The 23,217-nt window shown below is 68.2% G+C and carries 17 protein-coding genes; 8 read left to right on the forward strand and 9 right to left on the reverse strand.

Translation table 11 applies throughout. The features are described from left to right. Window positions 1-57 precede the first annotated feature (57 nt). From ACFWUP_RS09085 to ACFWUP_RS09095, 3 genes are all read left to right on the forward strand, one after another. Window positions 58-1,497 (forward strand): hypothetical protein, encoded by a 1,440-nt coding sequence (locus tag ACFWUP_RS09085; RefSeq protein WP_379232364.1) that lies wholly within the window; start codon window positions 58-60, stop codon window positions 1,495-1,497. Window positions 1,498-1,736: 239 nt separating this feature from the next. Next, window positions 1,737-3,566: a phosphoenolpyruvate carboxykinase (GTP) gene (locus ACFWUP_RS09090; protein WP_379232366.1), complete on the forward strand. Its 1,830-nt coding sequence runs from the start codon at window positions 1,737-1,739 to the stop codon at window positions 3,564-3,566. A 257-nt stretch (window positions 3,567-3,823) separates the two neighbouring features. Further along, complete coding sequence (locus ACFWUP_RS09095; protein ID WP_379232368.1) at window positions 3,824-3,997, forward strand: hypothetical protein; 174 nt, start codon at window positions 3,824-3,826, stop codon at window positions 3,995-3,997. A gap of 110 nt (window positions 3,998-4,107) precedes the next feature. Here the strand turns inward: ACFWUP_RS09095 and ACFWUP_RS09100 are convergent, their stop codons facing one another. Further along, window positions 4,108-5,553: an aldehyde dehydrogenase gene (locus ACFWUP_RS09100; RefSeq protein ID WP_379232370.1), complete on the reverse strand. Its 1,446-nt coding sequence runs from the start codon at window positions 5,551-5,553 to the stop codon at window positions 4,108-4,110. A 241-nt stretch (window positions 5,554-5,794) separates the two neighbouring features. Here ACFWUP_RS09100 and ACFWUP_RS09105 point away from each other — a divergent pair, with 241 nt between their 5' ends. Continuing rightward, a complete protein-coding gene (locus ACFWUP_RS09105; RefSeq protein ID WP_379232372.1) occupies window positions 5,795-6,061 on the forward strand; it encodes a hypothetical protein in 267 nt (88 codons plus the stop codon). On the opposite strand, the gene ACFWUP_RS09110 is transcribed toward ACFWUP_RS09105, so the two are convergent. After that, window positions 6,062-6,862 carry a class I SAM-dependent methyltransferase gene (locus ACFWUP_RS09110; protein ID WP_379232373.1) on the reverse strand — a complete coding sequence of 267 codons (801 nt, stop codon included), beginning with the start codon at window positions 6,860-6,862 and terminating at the stop codon, window positions 6,062-6,064. 173 nt (window positions 6,863-7,035) lie between these two features. On the opposite strand from ACFWUP_RS09110, the gene ACFWUP_RS09115 reads away from it, so the two are divergent. After that, complete coding sequence (locus tag ACFWUP_RS09115) at window positions 7,036-8,202, forward strand: glycosyltransferase family 4 protein (RefSeq protein WP_379232375.1); 1,167 nt, start codon at window positions 7,036-7,038, stop codon at window positions 8,200-8,202. Window positions 8,203-8,367: 165 nt separating this feature from the next. Here the strand turns inward: ACFWUP_RS09115 and ACFWUP_RS09120 are convergent, their stop codons facing one another. Together ACFWUP_RS09120 and ACFWUP_RS09125 are read right to left on the reverse strand one after the other, a co-directional pair. Continuing rightward, a complete protein-coding gene (locus ACFWUP_RS09120; RefSeq protein WP_379232376.1) occupies window positions 8,368-9,249 on the reverse strand; it encodes a hypothetical protein in 882 nt (293 codons plus the stop codon). Between the two features lie 51 nt (window positions 9,250-9,300). Beyond that, a complete protein-coding gene (locus ACFWUP_RS09125) occupies window positions 9,301-11,181 on the reverse strand; it encodes a hypothetical protein (RefSeq protein WP_379232378.1) in 1,881 nt (626 codons plus the stop codon). Between the two features lie 291 nt (window positions 11,182-11,472). Here ACFWUP_RS09125 and ACFWUP_RS09130 point away from each other — a divergent pair, with 291 nt between their 5' ends. Next, entirely contained in the window at window positions 11,473-12,780 is a 1,308-nt protein-coding gene (locus ACFWUP_RS09130) for a polysaccharide biosynthesis protein (protein WP_379232380.1), read from the forward strand. A 74-nt stretch (window positions 12,781-12,854) separates the two neighbouring features. Here the strand turns inward: ACFWUP_RS09130 and ACFWUP_RS09135 are convergent, their stop codons facing one another. Continuing rightward, the gene (locus ACFWUP_RS09135; protein WP_379232382.1) at window positions 12,855-14,045 is read right to left on the reverse strand and encodes a DUF3068 domain-containing protein; all 1,191 of its coding nucleotides are present in this window, start codon (window positions 14,043-14,045) and stop codon (window positions 12,855-12,857) included. Between the two features lie 118 nt (window positions 14,046-14,163). On the opposite strand from ACFWUP_RS09135, the gene ACFWUP_RS09140 reads away from it, so the two are divergent. Continuing rightward, window positions 14,164-15,354, forward strand: coding sequence for an acyltransferase family protein (locus tag ACFWUP_RS09140; protein ID WP_379232384.1), 1,191 nt, complete (start codon window positions 14,164-14,166; stop codon window positions 15,352-15,354). 129 nt (window positions 15,355-15,483) lie between these two features. On the opposite strand, the gene ACFWUP_RS09145 is transcribed toward ACFWUP_RS09140, so the two are convergent. From ACFWUP_RS09145 to ACFWUP_RS09160, 4 genes are all read right to left on the reverse strand, one after another. Continuing rightward, window positions 15,484-19,872: an alpha-(1->3)-arabinofuranosyltransferase family protein gene (locus tag ACFWUP_RS09145; protein ID WP_379232868.1), complete on the reverse strand. Its 4,389-nt coding sequence runs from the start codon at window positions 19,870-19,872 to the stop codon at window positions 15,484-15,486. Further along, window positions 19,853-20,023 (reverse strand): DUF2613 domain-containing protein, encoded by a 171-nt coding sequence (locus tag ACFWUP_RS09150; protein ID WP_022566695.1) that lies wholly within the window; start codon window positions 20,021-20,023, stop codon window positions 19,853-19,855. The genes ACFWUP_RS09145 and ACFWUP_RS09150 overlap by 20 nt, the downstream gene beginning before the upstream one ends. Window positions 20,024-20,089: 66 nt before the next feature. Then, window positions 20,090-21,352, reverse strand: coding sequence for an isochorismate synthase MenF (locus ACFWUP_RS09155; RefSeq protein ID WP_379232385.1), 1,263 nt, complete (start codon window positions 21,350-21,352; stop codon window positions 20,090-20,092). Between the two features lie 64 nt (window positions 21,353-21,416). Beyond that, a complete protein-coding gene (locus ACFWUP_RS09160) occupies window positions 21,417-21,884 on the reverse strand; it encodes a universal stress protein (RefSeq protein ID WP_379232387.1) in 468 nt (155 codons plus the stop codon). Window positions 21,885-21,999: 115 nt separating this feature from the next. Here ACFWUP_RS09160 and ACFWUP_RS09165 point away from each other — a divergent pair, with 115 nt between their 5' ends. Continuing rightward, a complete protein-coding gene (locus ACFWUP_RS09165) occupies window positions 22,000-23,178 on the forward strand; it encodes a glycoside hydrolase family 3 N-terminal domain-containing protein (RefSeq protein ID WP_379232389.1) in 1,179 nt (392 codons plus the stop codon). Window positions 23,179-23,217: the final 39 nt, after the last annotated feature.

A 23,217-nucleotide genomic window follows, 5' to 3' on the forward strand; every position in this document is an offset into this window, starting at 1 on the left:
ACCGGCGATCCGAGCACGTCGGCGGATCAGGTCCCTGCCGTTGAGGAGCGGAGGGCCGTGTCGGACGATGCGAGTGCGCTCGACCCAGCGGTAGACGCGGTGATCGAACGGTGGAATCCGCAGGGCGCCGCGCTCTTGCGGGCGATGGCCGGTGCCGGGCAGGGCTCGAGCGTCGACTTCTACGCCCCCGACGACGCCAACACCACCCTGCTTCGCACCGAACTCGCCCGCTTCGAACCCCGCATCGACCTGGCCGAACCCGCCCCCGGCAACGAGCCCGCTGCGGCGCTGATCCTCTTCGACGCGGGCAGTGTCCTCGGTTCCGACATGTTCGCGCTGATCGATCGCCTGCGCGCCGCCGACCAGCGAATCCTGCTCGCCATGAACGGCTTTCACGCTTACCAGGACTGGCGCGTGACCCGCGATCGCAACCTCGAACTGCTCGCCGCCCGCGGCATCACCGACCTCGACATCGTCGCTGTGTCGGCCCGCATGTCCGCCGCGGCCCGCGCCGCCGACGACTCGACCCTGCTCGACCGCTCCGGCGTGGCCGGACTGCACGCGATCCTCGCCGCGGCCACCGCGCACGGCCCGGCCGACGGTGCCGAGCGCCGCGCCGCTGTGCGCACCCGGGTGCTCGCCGACACCAGGGCGCGCATCGACGAACAGATCACCGCCCTGCGTGCCGGCACCGACACCGCGCGCATCAGAGAGGAACGCATCGGCCTCGTCGCCGAGCGCGACGGTGGCCGCCAAACCGGGCTGGCCGCCGTGCGCAGCCAGGTCCAGCTCGCCCGCGTCGATCTCACCACCGAACTCGGCTCGATGGTGCGCGCCCTGCACACCCGCTCCCGCGCCGAACTCGACCGCTGCGACCGTGCCGAACTGCGCGAATACCCCCAGCGACTGCAGCAGGCGGCCGGTGAACTCTCGCTCTCGGTCGACGCCGTCATCGACGAGCGAGTCATCGAAGCCGCCCGCCGGATCGGCACCGCCGCACCGACCACCCGTCGTCACGAACCGGCGCCGCGGGTGGGTCCGGATCCGGACAAAAGGCACCGTGGTGTCGAAGATCACCTCATGATCGCGCTCGGCGCGTCGGCCGGTGTCGGCCTCGGCCGGTTGATCGTGGCGCCGCTGTCGCTGGTGCCGACCCTCGATGTGGCGAGCGTCCCGGTGACGCTGCTGCTCGGCGCGGGCGCGGCCGCCTGGGTCGTGCGCGCCCGCGGTCAGCTCGCCGAACGCAACCACATGTCGCAGTGGGTCTCCGAGGCGCTGGTGAACATCAAAGCCCAGCTCGAGCAGCGTGTCGCGGGGGTGCTGGTCGACATCGAGGCCGAGCTGGCCGAGCACGTGGTCCGCGAATCGACCGCCCGCGCGATCGCCGTCGACCGGCGGGTGACCGAGCTCGACGCGCTCGCGCGCAGGCTGGTCGCGGAGCGTCCCGCACAGCTGACCGCGTGCGAGCGTGACATCGCCACCCTCGATCAACTGTGAGCACGGGATTGACCGATATACCTGTGGGTATCCGTAAGGGAGCCCGATGCCGTATCAGTGGTCATGTCGCGTTAACCTGGAGGCAGGAACCTGGGCGTCCGCTCTTGCCAGTCGATGCGCGGCCATCGTCCGTGTACGGCCTTCAGCCGTCTCTCGGGGTTGTGCGACGGTTGGTCTGAAGCGGGCGTCCTACCCGCCCATGGTGGCGATCGATGACCGCCCATCTCAGGAGAGTTTTCATGACCTCAGCGACCATTCCTGGTCTTCGTGGATCCGACGGCAAGGCGCCGACCGAGCACAGTGAACTGCTCGCCTGGGTACAGGAAGTCGCAGAGCTCACTCAGCCCGATCGCGTTGTCTGGGCCGACGGCTCCGACGCGGAATGGGATCGCCTGACCACTCAGCTGGTCGAGGCGGGCACGTTCAAGCAGCTCAACGAGGAGAAGAAGCCGAACTCCTTCCTAGCGCTGTCCGATCCCTCCGATGTGGCGCGCGTCGAATCGCGCACCTACATCTGCTCCAAGACCGAGGCCGACGCCGGTCCGACCAACAACTGGGTCGACCCCGCGCAGATGCGCGCCACCATGACCGAGCTGTACCGCGGCTCGATGAAGGGCCGCACCATGTACGTGGTGCCGTTCTGCATGGGCCCGCTCGGCGCCGAGGACCCCAAGCTGGGCGTGGAGCTCACCGACTCCGAGTACGTGGTCGTCTCGATGCGCGTGATGACCCGCATGGGCGCCGCCGCGCTGGAGAAGCTGGGCACCGATCGCCCGTTCGTGAAGGCGCTGCACTCCGTCGGCGCGCCGCTGGCCGAGGGCCAGGCCGACGTGCCGTGGCCGTGCAGCGACACCAAGTACATCACCCACTTCCCCGAGGATCGTGAGATCTGGTCCTTCGGTTCGGGTTACGGCGGCAACGCGCTGCTGGGCAAGAAGTGCTACTCGCTGCGTATCGCCTCGGCGATGGCCCACGACGAGGGCTGGCTGGCCGAGCACATGCTGATCCTGAAGCTGATCTCGCCCGAGAACAAGAACTACTACATCGCCGCCGCATTCCCGTCGGCCTGTGGCAAGACCAACCTGGCGATGATCCAGCCGACCATCCCCGGCTGGCGCGCGGAGACCCTGGGCGACGACATCGCCTGGATGCGTTTCGGCAAGGACGGACAGCTGTACGCGGTGAACCCGGAGTTCGGTTTCTTCGGCGTCGCGCCCGGCACCAACCACAGCTCCAACCCCAACGCGATGGCCACCATCGACGCGGGCAACACCGTCTACACCAACGTCGCCAACACCGACGACAACGATGTGTGGTGGGAGGGCCTCGAAGGCGACCCCCAGCACCTCATCGACTGGAAGGGCAACGACTGGACCCCCGAGTCCGGCACGCCCGCCGCGCACCCGAACTCGCGCTACTGCACCCCGATGTCGCAGTGCCCGACCCTGGCCCCCGAATGGGACGACCCGCAGGGCGTGCCGATCTCGGCCATCCTGTTCGGCGGTCGCCGCAAGACCACCGTCCCGCTGGTGACCGAGTCGTTCGGCTGGGAGCACGGCGTGTTCATGGGCGCCACCATGGGCTCGGAGCAGACCGCCGCCGCCGAGGGCACCGTCGGCACCATCCGCCGCGACCCGATGGCGATGCTGCCGTTCCTGGGCTACCACGTGGGCGACTACCTCAACCACTGGATCGACCTCGGCAAGAACGCCGACTCGACCAAGCTGCCGAAGATCTTCTACGTCAACTGGTTCCGTCGCGGCGACGACGGCCGCTTCCTGTGGCCCGGATTCGGTGAGAACTCCCGCGTGCTGGAGTGGATCGTCGGCCGCATCGAGGGCACCTCGAACGCGTCCGCCACCGCCGTCGGCCACGTCCCCACCGCCGCCGATCTCGACCTGGACGGCCTCGACGTGAACGCCGCCGACGTCGACGAGGCGCTGTCGGTGAACGCCGACGAGTGGCGCAAGGAGATCCCGTCGATCGAGGAATGGTTCGAGTTCGTCGGCGACAAGCTGCCCTCGGGCGTGCGTGACGAGTTCGAGGCCCTCAAGGAGCGCCTGGGCTGATCGCCCCTTTCAACACTGAACCGCCCGTACCGTTTCGGTACGGGCGGTTTCGTTCTGTGCGTCGGACGATTTCCGCGAACTCTTTATGGGTATATCTATCGAAGTCAGAGAGTCGCTGGAACGTACAGCGGAACTGTCGCCTATATTCCTCTCGAGCTGAACCCCTGCGAGACTCCTGCACCGCCACGCGGTCAACGTTCTCCCCGCGGCGGCGGGGATGATCCCGACGAGATCGACGCTGAGAGGTGGTTCGACGCATGACCGATCTGGTGACCGGATTCGAGTCCGACACCTATTCGAGCACGCCCCTGCAGCGGGTGGCGGGCAAGCTGGAGCGGGTTCTGCCGCCGGGCTGGCGGGTCGAGGTCGTCGACCTGCCCGCCCGGGGTGAGGTGGCCGCGCAGCCGGTGCTGCGGGTACATATGCCTTAGCCGGTCCAGCAGAATGATGTGCACGCGTCAGTGCGGGTGCACGCGTAGGACTGCTATTCGGTCCAGCAGAATGATGTGCACGCATCAGTGCGGGTGCACGCGTAGGACTGCTATTCGGTCCAGCCCATGGGCATCAGGACTGATTTCTGTTCGCAGAAGGCGTCGAGTCCTTCCGGGCCGTTTTCGCGGCCGATGCCCGAGTTCTTGTAGCCGCCGAACGGTGCGGTCGGGTCGAAGGCGTACCAGTTGATCGCGAAGGTGCCGGTGCGGATTCGGGCCGCGACCTCGACGCCGTGTTCGATGTCGGTGGTCCACACCGAACCGGCGAGGCCGTAGTCGGAGTCGTTGGCGATCGCGATGGCCTCGTCCTCGGTCTCGTACGGGATCACCGAGAGCACCGGGCCGAAGATCTCCTCCTGGGCGATGGTGCTCGCATTGTCGACGTCGGCGAAGATCGTCGGCTCGACGAACCAGCCGCGCTCCACGCCGGCGGGCCTGCCGCCGCCGAGCACCAGTCGCGCGCCCTCGGCCTTGCCCTTGGCGATGTAGCTTTCCACGCGGTCGCGCTGCTTTTCGCTGATCAGCGGCCCGAGTTGGGTCGCGGGATCGGTCGGGTCGCCGGTCTGCATGGTCTTCACGTGCGCGACCAACGCCTCGACGATCTCGTCATAGCGACTGCGCGGCGCGAGAATTCGCGTCTGCGCGACACAGCCCTGTCCGCTGTTCATCAGCCCGGAGAACGCGAGCACGGGAATGCACGCGGCCAGGTCGACATCGGGTAGCACGATCGCGGCCGACTTGCCGCCGAGCTCCAGCGATACGGTCTTGAGCTGCCCACCGGCCAGCGCGGCCAGCTTCCTGCCGACGGGAGTGCTGCCGGTGAAGGTCACCTTGTCGACGCAGGGGTGGCCCGCGAGGTACTCACTGGCCTCGGCCTCGGCGGGCAGCACCGAGAGCACACCGCTGGGTAGGCCTGCCTCGGTGAAGATGTCGGCGAGGATGTTCGCGGTCAACGGCGTCAGCGGTGACGGCTTGAGCACCACGGTGCAGCCGGCCAGCAACGCGGGCCCGAGCTTGTTCGCGGCCAGGAACAACGGGACATTCCAGGCAGTGATCGCCGCGACGACGCCACGGGGTTCCCGTGATACACGCGAAGTTCCGAACAGGCCGACTCGAGTCTCGTTCCAGGCGAAGGTTTTCGCGAGTTCGGCGAGTGCGTCCAAGGCTGCGACGGCGGGAATCTGGTTGAGTGTCAAGGCCGCTAACGTCGGCGCGCCCATCTCCGCGGTGAGCGCGTCGAGCAATTCCGGCGAACGCTGCTCGATCAGCCGGGCGACCTTGGTGAGTACCTCGGCTCGTTCCAATGGGGGCGTGGATGGCCACGGCCCGCTGTCGAACGCGTCGCGCGCCGCGGCCACCGCCGCGTCGACATCGGCATTCGTTACCGCGGGCACGCTGCCGACGGTCTCCTCCGTTGCCGGGGAGATCACCGAAATGCGGTCACTACCGGCCGGGGTGGTCCACTTACCGCCGATGAACAGACTGTCGTAGTGCATGAGAACACGTTACAGTTTTGCGGTCGAATTGTCTGCAACCTGTTCTAATTCGCTGTGCCGCAACGACTGTGAAGATTGCGAATTCCGACCTAGCGGTTCGCTATTCGGGGAAACGCACTATTGCGTTCCGGTGATGAAAAGGGGATGCTTTAGCTACTGATCAGCTCGCTCGATTCATCGGACATTAACAGCGAATTGGGGAGACCGACTCATGGCTGTGCAAGTGATCGGCCGATCGTTGATGACCAGCGACCAGACCGACCATCAAGCGAAAAGTGTGGGCAGTGGCGGATGGGTTGTCTCATTCCTGCCGGGCCGCACACTCACGATCGAACAGGCGACTGCCGCCATCCAGGCCGCTGAGGCCGTTGCGATGGTCGGCGCGCTTGCCGATCAGGTCGGCCTGACCACGCTGGAGACCGTAGGCCTGGCGATTCAGGAATCGCCGTGGGACCGGGTGTTACCCGAGCCGATTCGGAGGTCGCGGCGCTTGAGCTGGCTGGCCTGATCAGGCTTTGGTCGCCACCACAACCAGGTTGCTGACCAATAGCTCCCGGATCATCGGAACTCGGACGAGCCACCAGGCCCAACGCGGGTGGTAGCGCGGAAAAATGGTCCGCACGTCGGCTGAAGTCGTTGCCGCCCAGCGCAATCCATCGGCCGCCGTCACCGCGAACAATGATCGGCCGAACCTGTTCTTTGGTTCGTGGCCCTTCTTGCGCCGGTACCGACGGGCCGCGAATTCGCCGCCGAGGTAATGCCACAGGCCGGTCTCGTGACCACCGAAAGGCCCGTGCCACACCGTGTACGAGTACACGATGAGGCCGCCGGGCTTGGTCACCCGCACCATCTCGTCCGCCATCAGCCACGGCTGCGGCACGTGCTCGGCGACGTTGGAGGAAAAGCAGACGTCGAAGGCGTTGTCGCGGAACGGCAATGCCATCCCCGACCCGCGCACCGAACCCGACACCCGCAGCCCCGCCGCGTGCATCTCCGACGGGTCGGGCTCGACGGAGACGTAGCGTGCGCCGACCGAGGTGAACTCGTCGGCGAAGTAGCCGGGGCCGCCGCCGACGTCGAGGACCACGGTGCCGGTGAGGTCGCGGCCGGTGATGTCGGCGTAGAAGTCGCTGATCAGCTCGGCGCTGTCGGTGGCGATGCCGCCGTAGAAGCGGGCCGGGTCGGTCTGCTCGAAGCGGAAGCTGGTGAGCAGGCGCAGGGAGCGACGCAGGGTGGCGCGGCGCGCGAACCGGGATCGGTCGCGGCGCGCGACGGGCTGCTCGGTTCTCGGCGGGGTGGCGGTCGACACGGGGCGAGTTTATGGCCATCCCTACCTGAGCCAACACCCGGACAGCGGTCCTTCGGTGGTGGATTTCTCAATCTGGGACGACGCGGTGTCAGTTTCGGGTTGTTGCGTGGAGCACACCGGCTAGTGTGGGGGCCGACGTTTGTCAGCCACCGAACCGAATGTGAGAAGCGACCGTGCGTGAAGTCCTCCTACTCTGCTGGCGTGACACCGGGCACCCGCAGGGCGGGGGCAGCGAGCGGTACCTGGAACAGGTCGGGGCGCAGCTGGCGGCGCGGGGGATCAAGGTCACCCTGCGGACGGCCGGGTATCCCGGTGCGCCCAAACGTGAGCGGATCGACGGAATCGACATCAGTCGCGCGGGTGGGCGATTCACCGTGTATCCCAGGGCGCTGGCCGCCATCGTGGCTGGTCGGATGGGGTTCGGACCGTTGAAGGGCCTGCGCCCGGACGTGGTGATCGACACGCAGAACGGCATTCCCTTCTTCGCCACCGCCACGGGCGTGCCCTCGGTGGTGCTGGTGCATCACGGGCATCGCGAGCAGTGGCCGGTGGCAGGTCGCCTCGTCGGGCGGATCGGCTGGTGGATCGAATCCACGTTGTCCCCGCGCGTGCACCGCGACAACCAGTACCTCACCGTCTCGCTGCCCTCGGCCGAGGAACTGTCGGTGCTCGGGGTGGACCGTGAGCGCATCGCCGTGGTCCGCAACGGCGCCGAGCCGGTGCCCGCCGAGGTCGTCCCCGGCGCCGACACCACCCGCGCCACCCACCCGCGCATCGCGGTCCTGTCGCGCCTGGTCCCGCACAAGCAGATCGAAGACGCCCTCACCGCCGTCGCGCACCTGCGCGAACGCTTCCCCGATGTGCACCTCGACGTCATCGGCGACGGCTGGTGGGCCCCCAACCTGCGCGACTGCGCCGCCGCCCTCGGCATCGCCGACGCCGTCACCTTCCACGGCCACGTCGACGAGCGCCGCAAACACGAAATCCTCTCGACCGCCTGGGTCCACGTGATGCCCTCACGCAAGGAAGGTTGGGGCCTGGCCGTCATCGAAGCCGCCCAACACGGCGTCCCCACCATCGGCTACCGCAGCTCCCGAGGCCTCACCGACTCCATCGTCGACGGCGTCACCGGCCTCCTGGTAGACGACGCCCCCGCCCTCGCCTCAGCCGCCGCCGACCTCCTCGCCGACCCCGACACCCGCGCGGTCATGGGCGAAAAAGCCAGGGCCCGCGCAGGCGAGTTCTCCTGGGAACAGACCGGCGCAGGCGTCTACGAAGTGCTCGCCGCCGCCGCGCAAGGCCGTCCCATCAGCGGCCTGGTCTCGCCGACCAGGGTCTAGCCGACGTCGCTGAACAATTCATCGATAACGCTTACATCGAGCGATTTGTCGAGCCAACCCCGAAGCTGAACGATGTCCTCGCACAAGTTGATCTCCATGCGTGCCGCTGGTGGAACCGCGATGCCGCGGCAATGGAGAACACGTAGAACTCCGTACGCCCCACGGTCAGGCGCTGAAAAGATCGTCGGCAGTCTGTGCGTCGAACGCGCGATCGAACCACACGTCGAGTTCGTCGACGTCGTGGCACGAGGAGATCTTGGCTCGAGCGGCAGCGGGGAGCTCGATGCCGCGGCGCTGCAGAATGCGCAGAATATCCTGGGTGCGGCCCTCCATTCGGCCCTCTTCGTGGGCTTCGCGGCGCATCCGCTGCGACGTTTCGGAGCGGAAGAACGAAAGGTCTACCGACATCAACTTCCTCCAGATGTGAGCGCCTCGGGTGCGGCCGAGGCCTAGTTCGACGAGTTCGGAGTAGATCTGTGCGTCGTCCCGGTCGCCTGCAAGGTGCAGGGCACCCGATAGTGCTTCCAGTATCGCACCGATCTCAGGACTTGTGGCATGCGTTATTGCTGATAGAGCAGTCAAGGGAAGGTCGGCGAGCGCCGCTTCGACGGTGGTGATGACGGGAACGTTGTGGGGACCGAGAACGAGGGGGCGCAGTATTACGCACGGCCAGGTCGCATGACCGATATTGTGCGGTCCCTCGGCCCACTCGGCGGTTGCCCGGGTGCGGCAAACGACGACCAGGACGACGGGAAGCTTGTATTTCGCATGCAGGTAGGCCAGGTAGTAGGCCCATGCTCTAGGCCGGGATGCCTCCTTCTTGCTCTGAGCCTCTACGACGAGCAGGAAGGTGGATTCTGCGGTGACGATTCGCAGGATCGTGTCCGCTCGGCGCTCTATCGGCTCTATCTCGGTGAGATCTACCGACAGATGCTCGACCTCGAGAGGATCGGAAAAGGGGAGGTCGAGCGTGTGGAAGATGCGGGCGAAGGGGCCCGGATCGTGCCGGAAGATCCGGTGCATCGCCTCATGCTGTGAGCTGACCATAGCGCCCGACTATAGGTCACTAATGGGAATGCGGTTCTATTTACCGGAGCGTCACGCGACACTCGAACGACTTGCCGGGCGACACTCCGGGGAGGGGCGTAGGGCTGCGGTGATGAGGGCTGCGAGGAGGAGGGTGGCCCAGAGGAGGTGGGCTGCGGTGGAGATTCGGCGTTGGGTGGGGGTGGCGGTGTCCAGGGGAGCGGGGTTGGGGATTCGGTAGAGGGAGAGGTCGGGGTCCTGGTAGGTGAGTTCGGCTGTGGTGAGGGTTTTTTCGGAGGTGCCGAGGGGGCCGGGGGTGGTGCGTTCTATGAGGATCCAGCCGACGCCGAGGGTTGCGAGGTCGGTGGCGGGGGCGCCTTGGAGGAGGGCTTGTTCTACCGTGCGGGCTCGGTTGCCTTCGCCGGTTACCGCGTAGCCGCGGACTCGGAGTTCGCCGGTTTGGAGGACGTCGTTGGGGAGGATGCGGGGGGCTGGGTCGAGGACGGGAGGTGTTCCGCTGTAAGGGAATCGGCGGAACATGCCTGCGGGGAGTACGGCTACGTCGCCGGGGGCGTCGATGCGGTCGACGACCTGTTGCCAGCCTGCGGGGTAGTGCACGGGGCGCATTTCGCCGCCGACTCCCCAGGCGAGATCGGCTAGCGGGAGGGTGAGCAGGGTGATGAAAAATGCTGCGGTAACACGTGTTCCGGAGGGCACGGATCGGCTCGCGGCCTCCTCGTCCGAGGTCAGTCGGCGTGCCGTCGCTGTGACGGTTCGGCAGGCGGCCGCCGCGCACAAGGCGTAGGCGGGCATCGCCAAGGCCACATACTTCTGGGTATCGCGCAGCAACCCGGCTCCGGGGACGTTGACTACCAGCCACTCGCCGGCGGCCAAACCCCAACTGGTCGCGCCGAGGGCGGGCAGCACGATCGCCACCACCGCGATCACCAGCAGCGTCCGACCATTGCGACCGGTCGCCCACACCGCTCGCACCCCGAAGGCGACGATGCCGAGCAGCAGCAGCGTGCCGACCAGCGCGAGTGGTGTTGTGCGACTTGCTGGTACGGCTTCGCTGTTCCAGATCCCGCCCAGTCCGGCCAGGCTGCCGAGCGTGCCGAGCCACGGTTCGGCGCGTGCGGCGAAGGCCGAGACGCCCGCTGGGTCGGACGGTTCGGCGCCTGAACCGAGTGCGGTCGCGGTCAGCCAGGGTGCGCAGGTCGCGATCCACGCGACGGTGGCGGGGAGGAAGGCTCGTCGTCCGATCAATGCGAGTCCGATGACGGCGGCCAGCAACGAGCCGGTCGGGGTCAATCCGGCAGCGGCGAAACTGGCGATCAGCGCGGCCCAACCGCCGAGAGAGCCGCCTCGGCTGCCGAATCCGGAGGTGCTGCCGATCGGCGAAATGCGCCTCGAATCTTCTGCGCTGTCGATGGACCCGGTCGCGCGCCCGCTTTCGGCGGAACTGGCATGCGTGGTCGATCCCGCACCGCCACTGTTTGTTCGGATGCGTGCGGCGGCAAGTGCGGTCCAGGGGAGGGCGGCGTAACCGGCGAGCAGGCTCCAGTGTCCTTGCAGAAGTCGTTCCGCGACAAAGGGATTCCAGAGGGCAAGGGTCGCGGCGACCAACTGCGCGCCGGTGGACGCGGCGACGAAGCGTCGTGCGAGCATCGCGGCGCCGTAACCGGCCGACCACAACGCGACGATCAGGATCGCCTTCACGAGAATTCCGCCGTCGACGACCGGGGAGAGGGCGGCGAGCAGGGCGTCCTGCGGTACGGCGCGCGGTGCGGCGGCGCCGAGGCCGAGTGCTGAATCGGTGAGGTACGAGCGCGGGGTGCTCACGGCGTCGCGTAGCAGCAGGTAGCCGGATCCGGCCAGCGGGCCGACGATGATCGCCGTGAGGAGGGCGCAGTATCCGGCCACCAAGGCCCTTGTCCGCCCACTACTCGTCACGCCAGTGGACCTTACGTTCCATCGCGGCCGGGGTCGAACAGTTCCCGGCCCGGCGTAATCACCCACTTCGAGCCCGTTCAGTCAGAAAACTGATTCAAAACGCGCGAAGTGGGCGATTACGCCGGGTGGTCGCCGTGCTGTTCGGGACGAATCCACTCGAGGTGAGTCCGCACGGACTCACATTTTCGGGGTTGGCGTGATGGCGAACACAGTGGGGTGCGACGATGAGGCGTGTCCTCGGTCCGTCGCCCCCCTGTTGTCGCTGATCTGACGTGGGTGACGGCTGGCGCGATGACCGCCAACGTCGCCGGTTACCTGCTGCAGTTGTTGGCGGGGCGCTGGTTGGGGGTCGCGGGGTTCAGTGAGTTCGCGAGTCTGCTCGCGGTGCAGTTGTTGTGCGCGGTGCCCGCGCTGGCCATGCAGAACGTGGTGGCGCGTGAGGTGGTGCGCGGCGCTGGAGCGGCGGCGGTGCGGGCGATGCAGTGGCGGGTCGCCGCGTTGGTGGCCGTGGTCGCGGTGGTGTTGATTCCGGTGGTGTCGGCGGTGCTCGATGTGGGGGTGTGGGCCGCGGCTGCCGCGCTCGGTGCGGCGCCCGCGTTGGTGGTGCTGTCCGGTGAGCAGGGAATTCTGCAGGGCGGCAATCAGTTCCGCGCGCTCGCGGCGGTTCTCGCGATGGCGGGGACTGCCCGGGTAGCTCCCGCGCTGTTGGCGCTGGCGCTCGGCGGCGGTGCGGCCGGTGCGCTGTGGGCAGGGGCGGCGGGCATTGTCGGTGCGGCGATTGTCGCAGGCAGGATCGCGCGATCGACCGTCGCGCAGCCGATCGAGGGTGCCCCGAGCCCGAGCCCGAGCCCGAGCCCGAGCCCGAGCCCGAGTCGTGGCGCCGCCGCGGACGGCCATGAGTTCACGGCGGGTCCGAGTCGTGGTGCCGCTTCGGGCGCCCGTGAGTCCGCGGCGGGGTCGAATCGCGGCGCTGCCACGGACGACCGCGAATCGAGTACCAAGTCGGTGGGGGTGCTGCCGGTGTTGCGGGCGGTGCAGGTGCAGGCGGCGCTGATGGCGCTGTCGTCGGTCGACCTGATCATTGTGCGGATCGTCCTCGACGAGGTCGATGCGAGCCGCTATTCGCTGGGCACCATCGCCACCAAGATCGCGTTCTGGTTGCCGCAAGCCGTCGGGGTGGTGCTGTATCCGCGGATGGCTCAGCCGTCGCATTCGGCCCGTGCGATCCGCGATGCGCTCGCAGTGCTGTCGATGATCGGCGTCGTCGCGGTGCTCGGTGCCGCGCTGGCCGCGCCGTTGGCCCCGCTCTTCGCGGGCGAGGACTATGCCCCGATCCAGTCCATGCTGTGGCTGTTCGCCCTGCACGGCGCGATCCTGGCGGTCCTGCAGGGTGCGCTTCTCTCGGCGATCGCCGTCGAACGCACCGCCCTGGCCGCCGTCACCTGGATCGGCCTGGCCATCGAGATCACCCTGATGCTCACCTTCGCCCGCACGATCGGCGCCCTGATCGGCACAGCGGTCTCCGTCGCCGCCGTCACGACAACCATCGTCGCCGTCACAGTCCTGCACACCGCCCGCAACCCGCGCCCCGCCGGCTAGACGGCCCGGGCCCGGTTCTACCTGCTCCCAAAACAAAACAGCCCCGGCCGAAGACCGGGGCTGTTGAGAAGCGTCTACTGACGTTTGTCGATGTCGATCTGCTCAGTCGGAGCGTCGTAATCCCCACGCGGGAACTGTGTGGTCGGCGCGTCGTCACCGTCCCACCGGGTAGCCGCGGTGTCATCCGGTGCGGCCGCACGTGCGGGCGTCGGACGCGAGCCACGCGGACTCGCGTGAGCCGGAGTGCCACCCCCGCGCAACCCGAAGAACAACCCGGCCAGCAGCGCCAGCACACCCAGCACGCCGAACACGATCGGCACCACGCGTCCGAACAGCGACAGCTTGTCGGTGTTCTCCTTGGCGATGGCGATCTGCGATTCGACCGTCGCCTCGTCGAACACCAGGTGCGACTTCAGTGCGGTGACCTCGGGCTTGTCGCCGGAGCGCGCGTAGAACAGGTGGATCGACTCGCCACCCTTGATGACGGTGCCGGTCTGCGGCTCGACCCACAGGTCGCGCACGTTGGTGTAGTAGCGGGTCATGGTGACGGGCGCGTCGCCACCCTCGACACCCCACTTCGCGGCGGGCAGCGTGAGCCGGTTGGTGGGCGACTGCTGCACGTCCCAGGTGCTGGTGACCGGCACGGTCATCTGGAACCGGTACACCTTCATGCTGTTGATCTCGGTCTCTTCGATGAAGTTCGCGTCGAAGGACTTGCGCACGTTGATGTCGAAGTACGGGTAGGTCTTCTTCTCGGTGCCGATCGGGAAGCGGTAGCCGATGCCGGTGTGCTGCACCGGTTCCATGACGCTGCCCTCTTTGTTCACGGTCACCGCGATCGACCCGTTGGGGTCGGCTTCGACCGGCATGCCGGTGGTGCGCGAGATGGTGACGCGGTCGATGGCGGCGGTGAGCAGGCCGGTGTCGCCCTGCACGTCGGTGCGGCGCAGCGTGGTGCCTGCCTGCAGCGTCATCTCGTCGGCGTCGGAGGGCTCCTCCACGGTGACGAAACGCTGGGAGACCAGCGGCACATCCTTGTTCACCACGGCGGCACCGTCACCGGAGGTCAGCGACTTGGAGTCCAGGACGAGACTTTCCTCGCCGGGCTGGTTCTGCGCGATCGTGGTGATCTCGAGGTCGAGTGGAGTCTTGGCGACTTTGCTCACCGTGTAGGTGGGGATCATCAGCGCGGCGACGAGTAACGCCGCACCGAGACCCACGAGCACGCAGGCGACCGTTCTTCTGGTACCGGCACTCAGTGCCATGCAAACTCTCCTCGTCGTTCGAACACGGATGGCCCGGTGGTCTGCACACTAACAGCCTCGACGCCGAAGGCTGCCGTGCTGTGCCGCCGAAATCGCCGACACGGCAGACTGGACCACGATGACGACCGCCACCGCCCCCGTTTCGCCCCCGCGCTCCTTCATTCCCGCCCTCGAAGGAATGCGCGGAATGGCGGCGCTCGGGGTGCTGGTCACCCACGTCGCGTTCCAGACCGGGGCCAGTGGGACGCCGGTCATCGGGCCGATCCTGGAACGGTTCGATATGGCGGTCGCGATCTTCTTCGCGCTGTCGGGTTTCCTGCTGTGGCGTCCGCACGCGGCGGCCGCACATGGGCTCGGTCGCGCGCCGACGACCACCCGCTACCTGCTGCACCGGGTGGCCAGGGTGGTGCCCGCGTACTGGGTGGTCGTGGTGTTCGTGCTGCTGTTGCTGCCCGGTGCGGCGCATTCGGCGAATCTGCGGGTGTGGTTGTCGAATCTGGGTTTGCAGCAGGTTTTCGTGCCGTTGACCTTGACCGATGGGCTCACGCAGATGTGGAGCCTGTCGGTGGAGATGGCGTTCTACGTGGTGTTGCCGCTGTTGGCGTGGCTGGTCGTGCGGCTGCGCGGGCCCGCGGCGCGGTGGCGGGTGCCGGTGCTGTGCGGGCTGATCGCGGTGAGTCTGACCTGGAATCTGTGGCCGATCCCGACGCCCGACGCGATCCACGCCGACAACTGGTTGCCCGCCTATCTGCCGTGGTTCGCGGCGGGCACGGTGCTCGCGGAGCTGATCCACCTGGTGCGACCGGAGGTGCGCTGGGCGCGCGTGCTGTCGAACAAACCGCTGATGTGGGCGCTGGCGTTGGCGGCGCTGTTGCTCTCGGCGACCGAATTCGGCGGCCCCGCCGGGCTCGAGCGCGCGCATCCGTGGCAGTACGCGATGAAGATGGTGCTCGGCATGATCATCGGGTTCGGCTTGCTCGCCCCGCTGGTGATCCGTCGGCCTGGTACGGCCAACCGCTGGCTGGAATCGAGGACCGCCGCGATTCTCGGCCGCTGGTCCTACGGTGTTTTCCTGTGGCATCTGGTGGTGCTCACGGTGGTGTTCCCGGTGTTCGGCATCGTCCCGTTCAACGGCAACTTCCTCTACGTGCTCGTTCTGACCACCGCGCTGACCCTTCCGCTGGCTGCCGCGAGCTTCGCGCTGGTCGAGGAACCGTGCCGCCGGTGGGCCGCACGTTGGGATCGGCGGGTTTCCGCCGCACGGGTCGAACGCGAGACGGAACCGGTCGAGAGCTCGCCGACGCGCTGAGTCGAAGTCCCCGCGTTGGCCCGATGGCGTTGAGCTGCGCCTGTAGCGCCGCGCCAGCCCCAAGGTGCCGCGCCCGGTGGTGGCGCGCTGGGCCGAAGGCACTGTGCGGGGTGCTGCGTGCGACGGCGGTCAGTGGCGGCGTGGGAGGGCCGCTACGCCGACGGCGATGACTGCGATGACGGCGGGTGCCTGGGCCCAGAGTGAGCCGCCCATGTACTCGCTGCCGGAGCGCCAGGTTCCGGTGGACAGGGCCGCGGTCGAGATCAGGGTCCCGAGGCCGGCGAGCCAGGGCATGGTGCGGGCCGTCGTTGCGGGACGGAAATGGCTGCAGCCCAGCGCGATCAGTGTGAACGCCGCGCCGAAGGGTCCGGCGATGACGGCGATCACGCCGGTCAGGCCGACCGCCGCGACCCACCGGACACCCCATGTGCCGGGTGCGGGTCCGATGTCCGGGAGTGGGCGTCGTCGGGGAATCGCCAGCAGCACAAGGGGAATCAGTAGCAGCAGTCCGCCGAAGATCGCCAGGCGGTACCAGCGGTCGGCCGGGAAGGACACGGTGATCTCGCCGCTGGTTCCCGGCGGTACGAGCCAACCCTGCTGCCAACCGTCGACGACGAGCGGCGAGAGTTCCTGCCCGTCGGCGGTGTGCGCCTGCCAGCCGACATTGGTGCTCAGCGGTAGAACCAGCAATTGCGTGCCAGGCGCGGGCTTTCCGGGATCGGCGGGGGATTCGCCCGGCGCCGGCCCGGTGTGTTCGGCGGGGTTTTCGGGTGTGGATGGAATGGTTTCGGCGGGCAGGACGGGTGCGCCGGGGTAGGGGTCGGTGCGGGGGAGGCGGATGCGGTCGACGGTGAACAGTTCGGTGGGGGCCACGGTGAGGTCGGGGTGGCCGGGGAGGAGTTCGATGTCGGCCGCGTCCTCGGGGCACGGGCGTGCGGAAACCGGTGCGCCGGAGCGCAGTTCGTCGGCGGTGGCGGTGATCGTGGTGTGGACGGCGCGACCGCCGATGGCGATCACCGGGCCCGCTTCGCAGCCGATGGTGACGAGTCGGTCGCCGGGGGCCGGTGCGGGGTAGTCGGGGCCGAGGACGTCGACTTCGGCCAGTCCCGCCGGTTGGGTGAGGACGAAGCCGAGTGCGGTGCGGTCGAGGACCTCGTTCCAGGTCTGGATGCTGATCTCTATACGGTCGGTTTCGGTGGGGTGCAGCGAGATTCGAGCGGGTTCGCCGTGTTCGCGTTCGGGTAGTTCGCGGATCTGCGGGCCGTTGCCCATGTTCACCGCGACGGAGGTGGCGGTCGCGGGCAGCCCACCGAGTGCGGTAGTGATGTCGAGTCCGGTCACCAGCGTGGGTTGCGGAAGTTCCAGTACCAGTGTGGGTTTGCCGCCACCGGGCTTGCGGACGGTGGATTCGGGGGCGGTCCAGGTGGTTCTCGGGTCGCCGTCGGTGGCGGCGAAGGCGGAACCGCGCAGGTCGGCGACGTCGGCTTTGCCGCGTGCCACGGGCCGGGTGTAGTCGGTGAGCAGGGCCTCCAGTGCGGGTCCGGAGCGGGTGCGCACGGTGAGGTCGGCGCCGACGGTGAGCGGTTCCGGCACCGAAAGGGTGCGTCCGAAGATGCCGGGTTCTTCGGCGGGCAGTCCGAGGCCCTTGCTGCAGTGCACGCGCAGTGGTCCGTCGAAACAGCTACTGCGACCGGGGAATTCCTGTCCGAGGTCCCATCCGCTGACAATCGTTCCCGGGGCGGGATCGGGCAGCACCACCCGGTGGCGGATGTCGACGCGCTCCGGCGCTTCCCGGTTGGTGTAGTCGTCGAGGGTGAGTTCGCTGATCCCGAATTGCCCGCCGCGAGTGCCGGTTTCGGTGCGGGCGGCGCTGATCATCACCCAGTCGGACTTGCCCGCGGGCAGCGCGACCGACACGGGCTCACCGGGTTCGGTGATCCGCGCCGACACCGTCCCGCGCGAAGTGCGGACCTCCACCCACTTCACCGGGTCGCCGAGCGCCGCGCCTGTGGTGGTGAAGCGGAGCGAGCCGCTGGCGATCGGCTTGTCCAGATCGAGTCGAATCCATTGTCCGAGAGCGTATTCGGAACCATTGCTGATCCACGCGGTGCTCGGATCGCCGTCGACGGCGGCCGCGGTCGAGTTGCCGGGCGCCGCGCCGCCGATCTGGGTGGCGTCGGCGGCGGAGCTGGACGCGGTCACTTTCGCGCCGGACCATTCGCCCTGCACGAGTTCGGCGCCGTCGACGGGGTAGTCGGGGACCAGGTTGTGGGTGCGTCGCGCGTCGTCGGCGGCGCGGACCGCGGAGCTGTGGTTGTCGACCCGGCCGAAGTCGGACTCTCGATCCATGGGGGTATCGGTCAGCAGGGTGGGTCGCGGCGGCAGTCCGGCGCGGCGCGCGTCTGCTTCGAGAAGTATTGGTGCCGTCGGGTTCTCGCCGTCGCGGCGCACGCGTTCGAGAACTTCGGGGCCGCCTTGGACGACGGGTACCGAATCCAGTGGGGTGGTGTAGGCGCCGGGGAATCCGGGTGGTGCGCCCGTGCCGCTGCGCACTTTGACGGGTGTGCCGGGCGGTGGCACATCGACCCGGTAGATCTCGACGGCCGGATAGGAAGGCTGCAGATCGTTGTCGACCACGAGGCCTTCGTCCGCTGCCCGGGGTCCGATGTCGGCACCGAACGAGGTGACCTTTGTCAGTCCCGGTGACCCCTCGATCGCGCGGTGCGCCAGCATCGGCCGCGTCGACCGTGAGGTTTCGGGGTCCAAGTCGTTGCGCAACACCAGGATTCCGATGCCCTGGTCGGCCAGGGTGGCGGCGAGGCCAGTGGAGGGCCTGCCGTCGGCGATCAGCCGCTGCACCGAATCCATCGCGCGAATCGTGCCCGGCGGATTCAGCGGGACCGAATCACGTACGGCCCATGGGGTTTTCGCCAGTGCCTGCAGTGGTTCGTCGCGGGTGAGTCCCCAGATCTGGCTGCCGAACGGTGCGCCGGGCACAACGAGCGCGCGGGTGTCGGCGGCGTTGGCGGCGAGCCAGTCGGCGGTGTCGGTCCAGTAGGCGGGCACTCGGTCGTAGGCGCCGCGCGGGGCGAGGCGGCCGGTCCACGCCAGGGAGGTCGCGAGGGTGAGCGCGGCCAGCACCAGTGCGGCGATCGCGACGAGCCGATCACGCTCGGGGTGGGCAAAAGAGCTGCGCCACACCGGCATCGGCACCGAAGCCGGCAGCGCGACGCGGCCGAGCAGGTGCGCCAGTCCCACCACCAGCGGCAGCCGGATCAGCGGTTCGAGTTTGTGCACATTGCGCAGTGGCGCACCGCCGGAGTCGAGGAAGATCCGCACTGATTCGGCGAACGGCCCACCGAGCGTGCCGACGTATCCCGCACAGATCCCCGCGAGTCCCACGCACAGGATCAGCGCGAACCTGCCCCGATACGGCATCGTCGATCGCGCGAGTCCGGCCATCCCCGCCGCCGCGAGCAGGCCGGTCGCCAGCACCGCAGCGGGCTGGGTCACCAGCACCGCGCCTGCGATGCGTTCCGGCGAGACGAACGGCGTCCAGCTGTCGGTCCCGCGCAGCACCTCGCTCAGCGACGCCCACTGCGTCGTCACCCCCGACGACTCGATGAAATCGAGGAACGGCGGACTCACCTTCCCGAGCAGCAGCAGCGGCACCACCCACCAGAAAGTGGCAAGGACCAGCAACGGAATCCACGCCCGCGTGAACCGCCACCACTGCCGATTCGGCCGATAGGAAGCCCACCACAGCGCCGCGGGCAGGAACGCCGCCACGGTCGCGACCGCGTTCACCGACCCCATCAACGCGAGCGCCAGCGCACTTCCAGCAGGCGAGAGTGGGCCGCCTCGAAACGCGACCCGGCTCTTCGCGGCGCTCGGCTGATCCGCGACTGCGCTCTCGGACGCCCGATCCTCAGCGGGATCACCCGACTCTGTCGCGCGCCGCGCTTTCAGGGCGACACCGAGTGCCGCCGGTGCGAGCAGTACCCACGGCGCCAGCATCATCGGCAACGTTTCCGAGGAGATGGACCCCAGGGTTGTCAGCACTCGCGGCGACAACGCGAACGCGATGCCCGCGATCACCCGCGACCCGCGTGACCCGATCCCGAGCGTTTCGCACAGCTTGACGATGCCCCAGAACCCGGCGAGCAGCAGCAACGCCCACCAGATGCGCTGGGTGACCCAGGCGGGCAGTTGCAGGATGTGGCCTGCGGAGAAGAAGGCGCCGTGGGGGAAGAAGTAGCCGTAGGCCTGGTTCTGGACCTGGCCCATCGTGGCCTGGCTGTTCCACAGGTGCGACGCTCGCGCGAGGAAGCCGAGGGGGTTCTGGGCGAGGTCGTATTTGGTGTCGGCGACGGTGAGGCCGGGCGCCTGCGCGAAGGTCAGTACGAAGGCGGCTACTACCGAGCCGACGAGCCAGCGCCAACCCAGTGGCGCCTTGTCCGGTTGCCCCGATGCGGGGCGCGACGCGCGGGCGTCGGCGTCAGCGGCTGCCGTATTCAGGAGCGTTGAGCAGCGAGGAGTCTTTGTCACCGCTGCGGTCGATCGAAGGTGCCGTGTTCTGCTGCACCGCTGCCGTGATCGCGAAGACGGCGATCGCGCTCAGCAGGGCGCCGCCGACCGCGCTGGCAACAGCCGGAACAGCAAACTTCATCGCGCACTCCAATACGTCGACGTCGGGGCCTGTCTCCGGTCAACCTAGCAGGTGTACCGGCCTCGGTCAGTCGTTGGGCAGCGCGCAACGCAGGGCGCCGAGCAGGGTGCGGAGTTTGGCCGTCGTTTCGGCCAGTTCGGCCTGCGGATCCGACGCCGCCACGATCCCGCCGCCCGCGCTAGCCCGTAGGACGCGTCGATCGGCCGACAGTTCGCCGCCGCGAATCGCGACGACCCATTCGCCGTCGCCGTCCGCGTCGCACCAGCCCACCGCGCCGCCGTAGAACCCGCGCCACGGTTCCTCGGTGGTGATGGCGTCGAGCGCGGCGGCGAACGGGGTGCCGTTGACGGCAGGGGTGGGGTGCAGCAGCAGTGCCAGGTCGAGGGCGGTGGTCGAGGGGTCGCGCAGCACGCCGTGGATGGGGGTGGCCAGGTGCCAGACCTGTTCGGTGCTGAGGAGTTCCGGCGCGTCGGGGATGTGCAGTTCCGTGCAAACCGGGCTCAGCTGTTGGCGGATCCAGTCGATGACGAAGGCGTGTTCTTCGTGATTCTTGGTGCTGGACAACAGTTCTCGTGCCTGGGCGGCGTCCTGCGCCGGATCGGCGAGGCGGGGGAGGGTGCCCGCGAGTGGATGCAGGCTGACGCGATCGCCGTGCCGGGCGACCAGAACTTCGGGCGTCGCGCCGATCAGCGTTTCGCCGGTTCGGCCCGCCGCCGACAGGTCGACCGCGTACACCGAGGCATTCGGATGCCTGGTCAGCAGGTGCGCCGCCAGCACCTCGGGGTCCAGCGGCGCGTCGGCCTCGAGCACCATCGACCGTGCGGCTACCACCTTGCGCAGTTCGTTGGCCGGGTCACCGAGTTGCTCGACGAGCTTCGTCACCCGCGCCACATGCTCTGCTGCGCTTGGTATTTCGGCCGACACGCGCACACCGGGCAAGTCGGGAAGCGCTGCGGGCCGCCACGGTCCCGCCGTGTGCAGCGCCATCGCGGGCTGCCAGAGTGCCGCCGGCTCGCGGGGATCGAAGGGGAGTGCTCCGACGATCAATCGCTGTGCGGCGCTGGAAGATTCGATGACGCGGCCGTCAGTGTCGCCATCGGCAGGTTCGCCCGGAACCACCCAGCGCTCTTGCGGCGAGTCGCCAGGTGCCGCCGAGTCGTTGTCCAGGTTCGAAGAGATCGGGGCTGTTGTCTGGTCGGCCCGCGCCGGGCCGGGCGAACTCCGCCACCCGCGCAGCGCCTCGACGGCCTCGCGCGGGTCCGAATAGACCTCGCGCACGCCCGACGTGCGCAACACCGCGTCGGGTCGGGCGAGCAGGAATTCGTTCATGGTGCTTCGACCATAACGCCGTCGTGGGCCCGCCGATCCGCGAGAGCGACGGAACTCTCAGCCGCTACTGATCCGGCGGCACCAGGAACACCGGCCGGTGCCCGTGCTTGAGCACGGCTTCGGCCACGCTGCTGTGCAACAGCGCCCGCAACCCCGTGGAACCGCGCGTACCAGCCACGATGATGTCCACGTCGAGCTCATCGGCACAGTCGACGATGGCGTTCCAGATGGTGGTGGTGCATTCGGCGGTGCGCGGTTCGGCGTCGATTCCGGCGAGTTTCGCCAGGTGTACGCCCTCGGCGTTGATCTTGCGGGCGTCGGTGTAGGCGATGTCCTCCATCTCCTCGTCGGGCACCCAGTCCGGCTGCATCACCCCGGCGAGCCCGGAGATGCGCGCGGCCTGGCGCACCATCGGTTCCCAGGCGGTGAGCAGGATCGCGCGTTCGGCGGTCAGGAACCGCCCGGCATAGGAGATGGCGCGTTTGGCGTGTTCGGAACCGTCGTAGGCGATGAGCATCCGATCGCATGCCATGACGACCTCCTGCGCTGGTCGGAGCGGCTTTTCCTCAAGATTACCCCGGTCTGCGGTGTATCAATCCGAACTCCGATGGTGGGGTTCGCGCGGGCAGCGGGCTACCGTGGAGCGCATGCGGAAATCGCCTGTGGTTGTGTTCGCAGTCCTCGCCGCCGTCACCACCGCCTGTTCGGGAGGTTCGTCGACCGAGACGACGCCCGCGGCGAGTAGCGCGACGGTTCCGTCCTCGGCCGCCCCCGGCGAATCGGGTGCGCCACCGTCGGCAACGCCGGTCCAGAACAATTGCGGCGCAGACTATCTCGCGAAACTCTCGCAGCGCGAGAAGCTGGCCCAGCTGCTGACCGTCGGCATCACCGGTTCGGCCGACGCGTCGAATGTGGTGAGTTCGGAGCAGGTCGGCGGCATCTTCGTCGGCAGCTGGACCGATCCGAGCCTGCTGGACAAGTCCGCGCTCGACGCGGTGAAAGCCCAGGCCAAAGTGCCGCTGATGGTGACGATCGATGAAGAGGGCGGGCGTGTCTCGCGCGCGAAGAACGTGATCGGGCCCGCGCCGTCGGCCCGCGACATCGCGCAGACCCAGTCGCCGGAGGAGTATTACCAGTTCACGCTGACCAGGTCGAAGGCGCTCAAAGATGTCGGTATCACCGTCGATTTCGCGCCGGATACCGATGTGAGCAGCCAGCCGGCCGACAGCGTGATCGGCGATCGTTCCTACAGCGACGACCCGAAGGTGGTCACCGAGTACGCGGGCGCCTACATCCGCGCGTCCAACGAGGTGGGTCTCGGCTCGGTCATCAAGCACTTCCCCGGCCACGGCTCCGGCTCCGGCGATTCGCACACCGGCGCCGTGACCACCCCGCCGCTGGACCAGATGCAGAACACCGACCTGGTGCCGTTCCGCGATCTGGTGAACTCCGGCGCGGCGGTGATGGTCGGCCACCTCGACGTCCCCGGTCTGACCGAGCCCGACGTGCCCGCCAGTATCAGCCCGGCCGTGATGACGCTGCTGCGCGAGGGCAAGGGCTACGGCGCCGCGCCGTTCAACGGCCCGATCTTCACCGACGATCTCAGCGGCATGGCCGCCATCACCGCCCGCATGTCCATCGAAGATGCGGTCGAGGCCACCCTCGTCGCCGGTGCCGACAATGCCCTGTGGATCAGCTCCGATGCGGTGCCGCAGGTGCTCGACCGTTTGGAACAGTCGGTGGCTAGTGGCAAACTGCCCGCCGACCGGGTCGACACTTCCGTACTGCGGATGGCGCGCTACAAGGGCGTAGCGCTGGGCTGCTGATCGCTCCCGGCGACTGTGCGGCAAATGAGCGCAGGTGAA

This window comes from Nocardia sp. NPDC058658, from assembly GCF_042716665.1.
In the GTDB taxonomy this organism is placed as follows: Bacteria; Actinomycetota; Actinomycetes; order Mycobacteriales; family Mycobacteriaceae; genus Nocardia.